The 14,452-nt window shown below is 40.0% G+C and carries 12 protein-coding genes; 10 read left to right on the top strand and 2 right to left on the bottom strand.

The features are described from left to right. Positions 1-84 precede the first annotated feature (84 nt). Positions 85-2,289: a DNA helicase II gene (gene uvrD, locus AC2IP4_RS00290; RefSeq protein ID WP_375321507.1), complete on the top strand. Its 2,205-nt coding sequence runs from the start codon at positions 85-87 to the stop codon at positions 2,287-2,289. Between the two features lie 403 nt (positions 2,290-2,692). On the opposite strand, the gene rarD is transcribed toward uvrD, so the two are convergent. Next, entirely contained in the window at positions 2,693-3,607 is a 915-nt protein-coding gene (gene rarD / locus AC2IP4_RS00295; RefSeq protein ID WP_375321508.1) for an EamA family transporter RarD, read from the bottom strand. Positions 3,608-3,788: 181 nt separating this feature from the next. Here rarD and recQ point away from each other — a divergent pair, with 181 nt between their 5' ends. From recQ to spfP, 5 genes are all read left to right on the top strand, one after another. Continuing rightward, on the top strand, positions 3,789-5,624 hold the full coding sequence (recQ, locus tag AC2IP4_RS00300) for an ATP-dependent DNA helicase RecQ (RefSeq protein ID WP_486310457.1): 1,836 nt from the start codon (positions 3,789-3,791) through the stop codon (positions 5,622-5,624). Between the two features lie 3 nt (positions 5,625-5,627). Continuing rightward, complete coding sequence (locus tag AC2IP4_RS00305) at positions 5,628-5,918, top strand: DUF3630 family protein (protein ID WP_375321510.1); 291 nt, start codon at positions 5,628-5,630, stop codon at positions 5,916-5,918. Positions 5,919-6,056: 138 nt separating this feature from the next. Further along, positions 6,057-6,728: a 7-cyano-7-deazaguanine/7-aminomethyl-7-deazaguanine transporter gene (locus tag AC2IP4_RS00310; protein WP_375321511.1), complete on the top strand. Its 672-nt coding sequence runs from the start codon at positions 6,057-6,059 to the stop codon at positions 6,726-6,728. 699 nt (positions 6,729-7,427) lie between these two features. Beyond that, positions 7,428-10,232, top strand: a complete 2,805-nt coding sequence (gene polA / locus AC2IP4_RS00315) for a DNA polymerase I (protein WP_486310732.1) — start codon at positions 7,428-7,430, stop codon at positions 10,230-10,232. Between the two features lie 239 nt (positions 10,233-10,471). Further along, a complete protein-coding gene (spfP, locus tag AC2IP4_RS00320) occupies positions 10,472-10,519 on the top strand; it encodes a small protein SpfP (RefSeq protein ID WP_438616993.1) in 48 nt (15 codons plus the stop codon). A gap of 438 nt (positions 10,520-10,957) precedes the next feature. Here spfP and yihA read toward each other — a convergent pair whose 3' ends face one another. Further along, positions 10,958-11,605 carry a ribosome biogenesis GTP-binding protein YihA/YsxC gene (gene yihA / locus AC2IP4_RS00325; RefSeq protein WP_375321512.1) on the bottom strand — a complete coding sequence of 216 codons (648 nt, stop codon included), beginning with the start codon at positions 11,603-11,605 and terminating at the stop codon, positions 10,958-10,960. Positions 11,606-11,893: 288 nt separating this feature from the next. Here yihA and AC2IP4_RS00330 point away from each other — a divergent pair, with 288 nt between their 5' ends. From AC2IP4_RS00330 to AC2IP4_RS00345, 4 genes are all read left to right on the top strand, one after another. After that, complete coding sequence (locus AC2IP4_RS00330; protein ID WP_060993401.1) at positions 11,894-12,511, top strand: c-type cytochrome; 618 nt, start codon at positions 11,894-11,896, stop codon at positions 12,509-12,511. Positions 12,512-12,665: 154 nt separating this feature from the next. After that, on the top strand, positions 12,666-13,307 hold the full coding sequence (locus tag AC2IP4_RS00335) for a class I SAM-dependent methyltransferase (protein ID WP_060993400.1): 642 nt from the start codon (positions 12,666-12,668) through the stop codon (positions 13,305-13,307). Continuing rightward, on the top strand, positions 13,307-13,861 hold the full coding sequence (gene yihI / locus AC2IP4_RS00340) for a Der GTPase-activating protein YihI (RefSeq protein ID WP_105056674.1): 555 nt from the start codon (positions 13,307-13,309) through the stop codon (positions 13,859-13,861). Before AC2IP4_RS00335 ends, yihI begins: the two co-directional genes overlap by 1 nt. A gap of 2 nt (positions 13,862-13,863) precedes the next feature. After that, positions 13,864-14,355: a DUF2489 domain-containing protein gene (locus AC2IP4_RS00345; protein WP_105056675.1), complete on the top strand. Its 492-nt coding sequence runs from the start codon at positions 13,864-13,866 to the stop codon at positions 14,353-14,355. The last annotated feature ends 97 nt before the right edge of the window (positions 14,356-14,452 follow it).

Raw genomic sequence — 14,452 nt, forward strand, 5'->3', positions numbered from 1 at the left:
AAAAGCAAATCTGACCTCTAGGTTGGGTCTCACCTCATTTCAGTATATACTTCACTCACATGTATAAATAACCAGTGTGATGTGATGGACGTTTCTTTTCTTCTTGATGGTCTTAATGACAAACAGCGCGAAGCCGTAGCCGCTCCGTTAGAAAACATGCTTGTACTTGCGGGTGCTGGTAGTGGTAAAACTCGAGTACTTGTTCATCGTATCGCATGGTTAATGCAAATCGAGCAAGCTTCTCCCTTCTCTATTATGTCAGTGACGTTTACTAACAAAGCGGCAGCAGAAATGCGTGGTCGTATTGAAGAGTTAATGCATGGCAGTGCGGGCGGAATGTGGAACGGTACTTTCCATGGTATCTGTCATCGTATTCTTCGTGCACATTATCTGGATGCGAAATTACCTGAAGGCTTTCAAATTATAGACTCTGATGATCAACAACGTTTATTGAAACGTTTGATCAAAGCTCAGAACTTGGATGATAAGAACTGGCCTGCGCGTCAAGCAGCTTGGTTTATTAATGGCAAGAAAGACGAAGGATTACGTCCTCATCAGATTAATACCTTTAATGATCCTATCGCTCAAACATGGTTAAAAGTATATACCGCTTATCAAGAAGCGTGTGATCGTTCAGGTCTGGTTGATTTTGCTGAAATCTTACTTCGTGCTCATGAATTACTGCGTGATCACAAACACGTTCGTAAGCATTATCAAGCGCGTTTTAAGCACATTTTGGTCGACGAATTCCAAGATACCAACAACATCCAATACGCATGGTTACGTATGATGGCGGGTGCTGATTGTAAAGTGATGATCGTGGGTGATGATGATCAGTCTATCTATGGTTGGCGTGGTGCTCAGATCGAAAATATTCAGAAATTCTTAGATGAATTTGTGGGAGCAAAAACCATTCGCTTAGAGCAAAACTATCGCTCAACAGCTAACATCCTAAACGCCGCCAATGAACTGATCAGTAATAACACTGAGCGCATGGGTAAGAAGTTATGGACTGAAGATGCTGATGGCGATTTGATTTCTATTTATTCTGCTTATAACGAAATGGATGAAGCTCGTTTTGCTGTAGGTAAAATTAAAGAGTGGCGCGATAACGGTGGCACTCTGCAAGATTCTGCATTCTTATACCGTAATAACGCCCAATCTCGTGTATTAGAAGAAGCCTTAATTCAAGCAGGATTACCGTATCGAATTTATGGTGGTATGCGATTCTTCGAACGACAAGAGATCAAAGATGCTTTGTCTTACCTTCGTTTAATGAACAATCGCCATGATGATGCGGCTTTTGAGCGTGTTGTAAATACACCAACGCGTGGCTTGGGTGATAAAACATTAGAAACGGTACGTTTTGCAGCGCGTGAACGTGGGGCGACCATGTGGCAAGCCAGCCTTGCTTTGATTGAAGAGCAAGTATTACCGGGTCGTGCTGCGGGGGCGCTAAGCCGTTTTATCGAACTAATTAATGCATTAGAAGACGATACTCGTGATTGTCGTTTACATGAACAAACGGACCAAGTAATTAAAAGCTCAGGACTGTTTACCATGTATGAGCAAGAGAAAGGCGAAAAATCAAAAGCACGTATTGAAAACTTGGAAGAATTGGTAACGGCGACTCGTCAGTTTGATAAGCCTGAAGAAGCAGAAGAGATGACCGATCTTACTGCTTTCTTAACTCATGCAGCATTAGAGGCCGGTGAAGGTCAAGCAGATGAGTTTGAAGATGCGGTTCAACTGATGACATTACACAGTGCCAAAGGGTTGGAATTCCCATTAGTATTTATGGTAGGTGTTGAAGAGGGCATGTTCCCAAGCCAAATGTCAGCAGAAGAAGCGGGGCGTTTAGAAGAAGAACGTCGTCTTTGTTATGTCGGTATGACGCGAGCGATGGAAAAGCTGTATATTATTTATGCAGAAACACGCCGAGTGTATGGCCAAGAGAAATACCACAAACCGTCGCGCTTTATTAAAGAGTTACCAACTACTTGTGTTGAAGAAGTTCGTATGAAGGCCAAAGTAAGTCGAACTGGATCTTATGGTAGCTATGGTTCTCAAGAAGGGTCATCTGACAGTCGGTTTGGTCAAAAAGCGATTAATAATAACTTTAATGAAACCGGTTATGCACTAGGTCAACGAGTTAAACATCCTAAGTTTGGTGAAGGTACGATCATTAACTTTGAAGGTGCAGGTGCACAAGGTAGAGTACAAGTTGCCTTTAATGGCGAAGGTATTAAATGGCTTGTTACTCAATATGCAAAGTTAGAGTCAATGTAATATAAAGTTATACATAGAGTATAAAAAAGAGAGCGAATTCGCTCTCTTTTTTTATTTTGCCATGTCTGTTTTTACTGAATCAAAGGGACTCGTAAATTGTAATTCATTACATTCATGACATTTAAATTTCTTTGTGTTGCGTTGTGTTATATGTCTTTCTACAAAGCTTCTCTTAGATGGTAATAACGGTAATTCCGCTTTACAATTTTTACACCTAGCCATAGTTCCAACCTATTTACAATATTGTCAGTTATTTATAATTTTATTATTGGCTTAGTGTCACATATTAAGGAATAAACTTCATGACTAGGTTTGGTTTTCTTTGTTAAAATGACAAAAATAAAACATAAATCGAAAAAACACAGTGTAAATGCTGTAATTTTGTTTGCTTATTGTTTTTGCACTAGGGTTGTATTTGTTTTTTCTTTTTGTTGATGATAAATGCATCACTAGTAAAGAGGATTAATGCACACCAAATGAATCCAAAGGTAGTGGCCTTATCTGCACTAAAAACTTCATCGTATAAACCAACCGCAAGAATAAACATTAGGCTTGGTCCAACATATTGAAAGAAACCTAATGTGGTTAGTTTTAATCGAGTCGCAGCACCAGTAAAACAAAGTAAAGGTACGGTTGTGATAATACCTGCAGCAATTAATAGCAAATTTAGGTTTGTGGAATTCGTTGTGAAATCAGAAGTCGGAGAATTTGCGATAAATAATAAATAAGTTGTAGCTATCGGCAATAGAACTAAGGTTTCAATAAATAAGCCAGATTGTGCATCCATCGCTACTTTTTTACGTAATAAGCCATAAAAACCAAAACTACAAGCTAGTGCTAATGCAACGATAGGGATAGAGCCAAAAGTGACTAGCTGAATAACCACACCAATGACGGCAAAAGTAACCGCAAGCCACTGTAGTTTGCGTAGCCTCTCACCCAAGAAAACCATTCCTAGCATGACGTTAAAAATAGGGTTGATAAAGTACCCGAGACTGGCATCCAACATATGATCGGCGGTAACAGCCCAGATAAAGATGAGCCAGTTAGTCCCTATTAATAATCCTGAGGTTGCCAGATAAGCCATTTTTTTCTTATCTTTTAACGTGTTAGAAACGGTTTTCCAGCCTTTAGATAGAAACAGTAATCCAGCCAGAAAAAAGAAAGACCAAATTACACGGTGGCTTAAAATCTCAAAAGGCGAAACTTCACTGATGGTTTTAAAATAAATAGGTGCAATGCCCCACATGGTGTAAGCACCAAGAGCAAAAAAAACACCCTGGCGAGTGCGCTGTTGTTCGAGTTCTGTGGCTGGCATAAGCAAATTCTTAATGAAGTATTGTAATAGATAAGGTGTTTTTATGATCACACCTTGTAGGCGTTATTATGCGACGAAGTATAGAGTGGAGTGTCGAATGTGCCTAGTATTTTCCTATTGCTCTTTTCCTCACCAATAACCATAGGTAGAATGAGCCTCCCATAGTATTGATGAGTTTTTTATGTCCAGCATTATCGCAGAGCAGTTAATGGAACAGGTATCGCCAAGTTATACCGTTTTAAAAGACGTGTTTGGCTACCAAGAATTCCGTGTTGGACAAGAAGAAGTCATTAATGCCGTCCTTGATGGTAAAGACAGCCTCGTTATTATGCCAACAGGTGGTGGTAAGTCGCTGTGTTATCAAATTCCCGCGTTGGTTTTTGACGGGCTAACCTTGGTTATTTCTCCTTTAATCTCATTGATGAAAGACCAAGTTGATCAGCTTAAAGCCAATGGGGTAAGAGCGGAGTGTTTAAATTCAACCATTGATCGCGAAGAACAAATAGCGATTTGGAATCGTGTGAATTCGGGTCAGGTGAAAATGTTGTATGTTTCTCCTGAGCGCGTGATGATGCGTGATTTTATGGATCGTTTAGAGTCCTTAAACCTATGTATGATCGCTGTTGATGAAGCGCACTGTATTTCACAATGGGGGCATGATTTCCGTCCAGAATACGCCTCTCTTGGCCAAATCAAACAACGCTTTCCTGCTGTTCCTATTATGGCCTTAACCGCGACAGCTGATGATGCTACGCGTAAAGACATTTTAAATCGTCTCTCTTTACCGAATCCTCATGAATATTTGGGCAGTTTTGACCGCCCAAATATCCGATATACGGTATTAGAAAAACACAAGCCAGTAAGTCAAATTGTTCGTTATCTTGCCACACAGAAAAACCAGTGTGGTGTGATCTATTGTGGCAGTCGTAAAAAAGTAGAAATGCTGACGGAAAAGCTCTGCAACAATCATATTCGAGCGGCGGCTTATCATGCTGGTTTGGATTTGGATGAGCGCAACTACGTACAAGAAGCGTTTCAGCGAGACGATATTCAGATAGTAGTCGCTACGGTTGCTTTTGGTATGGGGATTAATAAATCAAACGTCCGTTTTGTCGCACACTTTGATATTCCTAAGAACATTGAATCTTACTACCAAGAGACAGGACGAGCAGGGCGTGATGGTTTGCCAGCAGAAGCGGTAATGTTATACGATCCTGCGGATATTGTATGGCTAAGAAAACTGGTAGAAGAGAAGCCTGAAGGTCCTCAAAAATTGGTAGAAAGCCATAAACTGAATGCCATGACCGCTTTTGCTGAAGCCCAAACTTGCCGTCGCCAAGTACTATTAAACTACTTTGGAGAATACAGCGCTAAGCCTTGCGGTAACTGCGATGTATGTTTAGATCCACCAAAACAATTTGATGGTACAGAAGCGGCACAAAAAGCATTATCTTGCGTATATCGAGTAAACCAAGGTTTTGGTGTTAGCTATGTGGTGGAAGTATTACGAGGGCTAAAGATCGCCCGTATTCGTGAACATGGCCATGATAAGTTATCGACTTATGGTATTGGTAAAGAACACAGTCATGAGTACTGGGTTAGTATTATTCGCCAATTGATTCATAAAGGCTTATTAGCTCAAAATATTACCCGAAATTCGACATTGCAATTAACCGAAGAAGCTCGCCCAATTTTAAAGGGGCAAGAAGCGTTAGAACTTGCCGTTCCGCGATTAGATACTGCTGCGAAAACGGCTAAATCAGAGAAATTAAATAATCGTCATTATGATAAACAGCTGTTTGCCAAGTTACGAAAATTGCGTAAATCGATTGCAGATCGTGATGACTTACCGCCTTATGTCGTTTTTAGTGATGCGACATTAATGGATATGGCAGACATAACTCCAACCTCATACGGTGAAATGCTTGCTGTGAATGGCGTAGGGCAGAAGAAGTTAGAAAAATATGCCGATCCATTCTTGGATTTAATAGAAATGCACATTACCGGACAAGGATAAGTCATGAGTTTATTTTCAGTGGTGGAGTTTGATGAAGAAGCTGGGCGTATTATTTTTTCTGTACCTGAATTTCATTTTGACTCATTTGAAGTCATTGGTAAGCAATTAATTACAGCAATGGACGCTACAATAGTGGAACAACAAATGGATGCCGATCTTCATTCTTGGTTGATTGATTTTGAAGGTGCACAATTTATGTTACGTGCTGAGCATTATTCTAATTCAGTGTGGTTAGAGGCATTAGCACGAACTGAGCATCAAGAAGAGTTAGCATTTATTGCGGGTTTGTTCTAAGCTGTTCTTGTGATCAAAAGCGGTTAATGTATAATCACCGCCCTGAAAATTGGCTAGAGTCATTACGTAAATAAACGGTGATTTTAGCTTTGTGTTTAATTTGGGTTCCCTCGCCCCCAATGACAAAAAGGTACTTGTATGAGTACATTTACGCTCGCGCAACAGCGCAACGCTTTATCCTTCCTTGTTGTGTTCCACCTTGTGATTATTGCATCAAGTAACTATTTGGTTCAGATCCCATTCACTTTGTTTGGATTTCATACCACGTGGGGTGCATTTACCTTCCCATTTATTTTCTTAGCAACGGATTTAACGGTTCGGATCTTTGGTGCAAAAATGGCAAGAAGTATCATCTTCTTTGTTATGTTGCCAGCATTAGCGGTATCGTATTTCTTATCTGTTGTCTTTTTTGAAGGCCAGTATCAAGGTTTTTCCCAGCTTGGCGAGTTTAATTTATTCGTTGCGCGTATTGCGATAGCAAGCTTTATGGCTTATTTACTTGGGCAGATATTAGATGTTCATGTGTTTAATCGTCTTCGTCAGTTAAAACAGTGGTGGATAGCACCAACGTGTTCAACTCTATTTGGTAACGCGATTGATACCTTAGCGTTCTTTGCTATTGCTTTTTATCACAGCCCTGATGCTTTCATGGCAGAACATTGGACTGAAATTGCGTTGGTTGATTACGGTGTAAAATTAGTGATTAGCTTAGGCTTATTTGTTCCAATGTATGGTGTGCTACTGAATTACTTGATTCGTAAGTTAACGTCAGAAGGGCATCAATTAGCAACTCAGCCTTCTCAGTCGTAGAGTTTCACTAAAATGTATACCAAGGTCAGCAATTTGCTGGCCTTTTTTATTTTCTATCTTATTGATTATTAATGTGTTGAAAAATTAAGTGAGATCTTTTCTCATTTAACCATTGCAATACAAGTGAGAATGGTTATTATTACCTTGTCTTCAGGGAATAACGCAAACACAAGTTACCCCGCACTATTTCAAGAAGGCACGACATTGCTCACATTGCTTCCAGTGTAAATCAGCTATATGAGTAGTGGTGACGTTTCTAAGTTAACGACTGCCATTATTCTCTTTTTGCTGAGCGGCGCTTCTTTACGAAGACGCCGCTTTTTTTTGTCTTTTTTTTGAGTTGTTAGCCCATTTTTTAGAAAAACATACGTTTTTAAATGATCAGTTTTTTAATAGAAAATGTCATGGTTAATATTATTGTCCACAAGGGATGATCAAGTGAGGATCTCTTTGTTGATCGTTTTAGTTGAACTAAGCTTTTGATTTTTTAGTTTTTAATCTGCTTTTTTTGAAATGATAAAATAGTTATTAATTGCGCGAAAAATAATTACAAACAGAGTTATCCACAGATGAGTTATAAATGTAATGTGAACTTTTGATAAATAAAATGAGAAAAAAGGAATGAAGAGCAGCATTTTGATGTGGCTTGGGTATAAAATGAAACTCATTGATCATAATAACTTCTGGATAATACCGACTATGGCAAGAATTCCTGATAATCCATTCATCTTAGTGGATGGCTCTTCGTATCTTTTCCGTGCGTATCACGCAGCGCCTAATTTTACTAATGGCGACGGCCAACCAACGGGTGCGGTGTATGGCGTTATCAACATGCTACGTAGTCTTCTTAAACAATTTGAAACGGATCGTGTTGCGGTTATTTTTGATGCGAAAGGAAAAACCTTCCGTAATGATATGTATCCAGAATACAAAGCAAATCGTCCGCCAATGCCAGATGATTTACGTTGCCAAATAGAGCCTTTACATAAATTGATCAAAGCAATGGGCCTACCATTGATCTCTATCTCAGGTGTAGAAGCCGATGATGTGATTGGTACATTAGCATCTCAAGCATCGAAAGCGGGTATTCCAGTACTGATCAGTACTGGTGATAAAGATATGGCACAGCTGGTTGATGAAAACGTAACACTTATTAATACCATGACAAATGTGATCATGGGGCCTGAAGGCGTTGAAGAGAAGTTCGGCGTTCCACCAGAGCTGATTATTGATTATCTCGCACTAATGGGTGATACCTCAGATAACATTCCGGGTGTTCCTGGCATTGGTGACAAAACAGCAAGAGCACTATTGCAAGGTGTGGGTGGCTTAGATGCGCTTTATGCCAACCTTGATGATATAGCACCATTAGGCTTCCGTGGCTCAAAAGGCATGGCGAAGAAGTTAGAAGAGAATAAAGAAGGGGCTTACCTTTCTTATGAATTAGCAACGATTAAGCTTGATGTTGAATTAGAGCAAACCCCTGAAGATCTTGTAAAACAAGAGCCAAATGTGGATGAGTTAATTCAGATGTTTGGTCAAATGAATTTTAAGCGTTGGCTTACGGAAATGCTGGACGGCAGTGATGGCAAGATCGTTTCACATGAAACATCAGCAAATCGAGCGGTAAGCTCATCATCAGACAGCGCTAATGAAGCTGAAGAAGAAACAATTGTTGCAGCTCAAGTTGATCGCTCAAAGTATGAAACTATCTTGACCCAAGACGCTTTCTTGTCGTGGTTAGAAAAATTAAACAATGCTGAAGTGGCTGCATTTGATACAGAAACTGACAGTCTAGATTACATGGTGGCTAACCTAATTGGTCTGTCATTTGCCATCGAAGAAGGTGAAGCGGCGTATGTGCCTGTTGCTCATGACTACCTTGATGCCCCTGAGCAACTTGATCGTGATTGGGTTCTTGAGCAATTAAAACCGTATTTAGAAGATGACAGCAAAGCAAAAGTGGGTCAAAACTTAAAATACGATGCAAGTGTATTGGCGCGTTATGATATCGAAATGAAAGGCATTAAATTCGATACCATGTTGGAGTCATACGTTTATAACAGCGTCGCTGGTAAGCACAACATGGATAGCCTAGCACTGCGTTACTTACAGCATAATACGATTTCATTTGAAGAGATCGCAGGTAAAGGTAAGAAACAACTTACGTTTAACCAAATTGCATTAGATGAAGCGGCACCTTATGCGGCGGAAGATGCTGACATCACACTGCGTCTACATAATGTATTGCACGCAAAATTAGTAGCGGATGAAAAATTAAATACCGTCTTTACTGATATTGAGCTTCCTTTGATTTCTGTTCTTTCTCGTATGGAAAGAAAAGGGGTTTATATTGATGACATGCTGCTTTCTGCACAATCACTTGAGATTGGCCAGCGTCTTGATGAGTTAGAAAAAGCGGCGTATGAAGTTGCAGGACAAGAGTTCAACATGAATTCTCCAAAACAGCTTCAAGCGATTCTATTTGAGAAAATGGAACTACCAGTTATTAAAAAGACGCCATCAGGTGCTGCATCAACCAATGAAGAAGTACTGCAAGAATTGGCTTTAGAGTATGAACTTCCTAAGCTGATTTTAGAATACCGTGGTTTAGCCAAGTTGAAATCAACCTATACAGATAAACTACCGAAGATGATAAATCCGTCTACGGGTCGTGTACATACCTCTTATCATCAAGCGGTAACAGCGACGGGGCGTTTATCATCGACTGATCCAAACTTACAAAATATTCCAATTCGTAACGAAGAAGGTCGCCGTATTCGTCAAGCGTTTGTGGCTCCTCATGGTTGGAAAATCTTAGCAGTCGATTATTCTCAAATTGAACTTCGTATAATGGCGCATTTATCTCAAGATAGAGCGTTACTAGAAGCGTTTTCAGCAGGTAAAGATATCCACTCAGCAACGGCTGCAGAAGTAAAAGGTGTACCGATTGAAGAGGTGACATCGGAAGATCGTCGCCGAGCAAAAGCCATTAACTTCGGGTTAATCTATGGCATGAGTGCGTTTGGCCTTGCGAAGCAAATAGGCATCCCTCGTGGTGAAGCACAAGATTACATGAATGTGTATTTTGAGCGTTATCCTGGTGTAATGCAGTATATGGAAGAAACTCGTTTGCTAGCAACGGAGCAAGGTTATGTTGAAACCCTATACGGGCGTCGTCTGCATCTACCTGAAATTAACGCTCGTAATGGGATGCGACGTAAAGCTGCAGAACGTGCAGCAATCAATGCGCCAATGCAAGGTACTGCAGCGGACATTATCAAAAAAGCGATGATTCTAGTGGATAACTGGATTGAAGCGGAAGGTAATGGTCGAGTTAGCTTATTAATGCAAGTACACGATGAATTAGTATTCGAAGTGAAAGAAGATGCATTAGAGGAAGTTATTAAACAAGTGACAGCATTAATGGAAGGAGCAGTGACGTTAGATGTCCCATTAATTGCAGATAGTGATTTTGGTGATAACTGGGACGAAGCACATTAATCCAAAGTGCTAATCATGAAAGATGAGTAAAGTGTTACTGATTAGATTGTAATTCAGTTACACCTGAAATTAAAACTATGAGCCAGCGCACGCGTTGGCTTTTTTTTGCCTAAAATAAAGTGAGCTATGTCAGGTGTTTGTTGTGTTTTTATGAACAAAACTGAAAAAAAATTACAAAAAAAGGTTTTCAAAACTGTTCGTTTGTTGTACATTTATCTGCGTAGGGTACAGAGGTAAAGATGTTCTATCTTTCAGACCTTTTGTTTCACGTTATTGGATTTGGCTAAATTCAGCCGCCTCAGTCAACCTTTTTGACTGGGGCGTTTTTTCTTTCTAGGCCTTCAAAAAATACGTTCTCACTTTCTTCTAAAATACGTCTTTCTGTAATTTTCCCACGAAATGTAATTTTCACTACACGTTGCGATATTGATAATTTACTTACATTATTATCTTAACTATCTGTTTATAAAGGATTGATTCTGTATTTTGTATCAACTTTTAGATGGGTTTAAAGACAGTGTGAGGTTTTGGAACATTAGAGAGAGAATTGCTAGGAGTGATATTTGTTTCGTAAGAGGGCTTGGTGCATGATGCGTGGCAGAAAAATAATAACACCTCTTTATCTCTCCCATTTCCCCACCAGTTAAGGTGGGGTTATTTTTTGTCACAGGCTGAACCTGTAATATCAATCTATATAGACAATGCTTATACAGATTGAGGTTAGATTATTCAGCGTCTAGCTCTTCAATGAGGTCTTCATCGATTTCAAAAGCAGGAGCAAACCAAGTGTCTAGCTTCGCGCGAAGAATATCAACACCAATGCCCTTTAATGAAGAAAACGCATCAACGACCACTTCACCGCCAAAATCAACTGCAGCTTCACGTACTTTAAGTACTTGAGCTTTACGCGCGCCGCTTTTCAGCTTGTCAGCTTTCGTTAACAAGATTTGTACTGGGATGTTTTGATCAACAGCCCAAAACACAAGTTGTTGGTCAATGTCTTTTAACGGGTGACGGATATCCATCAATACCACTAAGCCTTTTAAGCACTGACGTTTCTGTAGGTATTCACCTAAAGACTTCTGCCATTTCTTTTTCATCTCAATCGGTACTTGAGCAAAACCGTATCCTGGTAAATCCACAATATGACAGTTTTCATCAACTTTGAATAAGTTAATCAACTGTGTACGACCCGGAGTCTTAGAGGTTTTAGCCAAGCCTCTTTGGTTTGTTAAGCGGTTTAATGCGCTTGATTTACCCGCATTCGAACGGCCAGCGAAGGCAACTTCAATACCTTCATCTTCAGGTAGATGGCGAATATCTGGTGCACTGGTAATGAAGTGCGTCTTTTGGTAGTGAATGATTTTGCTCACTGTTAACTCCGTCTCGAAGGAAACCAAGCTGTAGATAATGATCCAAGTAGGATTATTGTAGTCAGCTGATTACTTTTTTGTGAAAATGTGTAAAATAACCGCAGTAAGGATGTCATAATTAACGTTATAGTGACAAACTTGTAATAAAAACGGTAAAGGTCGCTCATTGTACCATGCTGTAGCCAATTTAGAGCGGTACTGGAAGCTTAATATCCAACACAATGTAAATAAATCCTGTTTACAAGGATAACTCATTGTGAGGGAACGATAATAATAAAATGGAATGTCATGAAAAAATTAGCGCTGATATTAACTCTCCTAGCTAGTTGCTCAACATGGGCTCAAGGAGACATCGAAGCTGGAAAGCAAAAATCTGCAACATGTACAGCTTGTCATGGTCAAGAAGGTAACAGTACTTTGACCCAATATCCAAATTTAGCTGGCCAGCATGCAGGCTATCTTGAAAAGCAAATCAATGAATTTAAATTGGGTATGCAAACTCAAGGTAAACAAGGCCGTATGGATCCGGTTATGGGGGCAATGGCAATGGGTGTTGATGAGCAAGGAGCAAAAGACATCGCAGCGTATTATGCCTCTTTACCAATGGCAGATAATACGACACCTGAAGAGTCTATTCCTGAAGGCAAAGCTTTGTATTTAGCCGGTGATATGGAGCGTGGTATTACAGCATGTGTTGCGTGTCATGGACCTCGTGGTAATGGTACATCACTGTCAGGATTTCCTAAGATCTCAGGTCAACATTCTGATTACGTTAAAGCGCAGTTAGAAAAATTCAGAGCGGGCGATCGTGCAAATGATATGAATGGCATGATGCGCGATATCGCGAAAAAGCTGACTGATGAAGATATTACAACACTATCTAAATATGTTGGTGGCCTACATTAATTGCTAATGTAAGCTCGATAATTAAGACCAAATTTGAAGAAGCAGCTCTCGTAGCTGCTTTTTTTTTATGAAAAAGGCGTTAAAACGATTATCTTTGCACCAGTATCGGGTATACTTCCCGCCCTAGAATTTTCAGGCAGTGGAGTGAGTTTATATGCAATCTTGCCCTTTGTGTCAGCATTCACAGGCTGATGACTTCCATCAAGATAAGCGTCGACGTTATTATCGTTGTCAGCAATGTTATCTTGTTTATGTGGATGAGGCGGATCGTTTAGACCCAGAGACAGAGAAAGCTCACTACGATCTCCATGAAAACAATCTTGACGATGAAGGATATAGAACCTTCTTATCACGATTTGCTGAGCCTTTGTTGTTACGTGTTGGTGAGACACCTCAACAGGGACTAGACTTTGGATGTGGCCCTGGACCATTGCTTGCTCATATGATGAGAGAAGCGGGTCACCATGTCGAACTCTATGATATTTATTACGCCCCAGATAAGCACGTGCTTACTAAGCAGTATGACTTCGTCAGTTGTACAGAAGCGATTGAGCATTTTTACCAACCTCAAAACGAATTGGAATTGTTATTGAGCTTGGTGAAACCTGGTGGTTGGTTAGGTATCATGACGAAACTAGCCAGGGACGAAAGCGCGTTTGCCACTTGGCATTACAAGAATGATTTAACCCATGTCAGCTTTTTCAGCAGAGAAACGTTTGAGTTTGTAGCAAAGCGCTACCAACTTGACTTAGAGTTTGTTGGAAATGATGTCATCTTACTGAGGAAAACCCAGTAATGAGCCGTACTAAAAAAGCCCGTACTCCGGGAATGGCGAGTGAGCCAGTTGTTGTTACACGTAACCGTACCGATCGTGACGTAGACAGTCGTGAAATTAAGCGTAAAAGAAAACGTAAAGGCCTAAAAGCCGGTGCTCGTAATGCTGAAAGTAATGCAGAACAAGCGCGTCGTTTCGCTCAGAAAAAAGATCCTCGTATTGGTAGTAAAAAGCCAATTCAACTTGTTGTTGAAGAGAAGAAGAAAACAAGTAAGCAAGAGCGTCGTCTAACGAACGAACAAGAATTAGCAATGCTAGAAAATGATGCACAGCTAATGGTTCTTCTGGATCGTATCGATAATGGTGAAAACCTAGGTACAGGTCTTCAGAAATACGTAGATGAGAAATTAGCACGTATCGAACACTTAATGGGTCGTTTAGGCTTATTAGATGACGAAGAAACAGAATCAGAAGAAGAGATTGCAGAATTCCCAGAATTTGAAGATCGTAAAGCGAAAAGCGACGATGATCTACTGGCAGAATTCGATAACTTCAATATGGACGATTTTAAATAATTATGTCTACAGTAACCCTGTTAGCACTGCTTGGCGGTGCAATTATTCTTGCGCTAGCTGGTTATGCTGGCAGCTTACTGATGAAGTTAAAAAAGCAGAAGGAACTGCAAGAACAACACAGAAAATTGGCGATACAAAAACGTAACGCCAATATTTTTGAGAATGTGGTTTTACTTTGCCAAGCAGGAATGCAAGAGCAATGTGATTACTCTGAGCTGTCTATTCGCTTGTACAGCATTATGGATTATCTACAAGAAGATGACCGTATTGATGTAGAGCAAGATTACCCGGCCTTATCTGAATTATTTCATGTTGTTAAAGACATGCCACGTGGTGATGCAAGACAAGAACTCGCTAAGCAAGAGCGAATGAAAGATAATTTAGTTCGAACTAAAGCGGAAGCTCGTCTGCAAGATACGATTAAAATTGAAATTCAACAATTGCACGATCGTATTAAGCCACTGAATCAAAAAATTGATATTAAAATGATCTGATCGACACTTCTATTTATCACTGCATTGAAGTCATCGGCTTTATGAAGCAAATGCTTTATGATGCAGAAATAGTGTCAATGCAGATATAAAGAGATGG

Source organism: Aliivibrio thorii, from assembly GCF_057368585.1.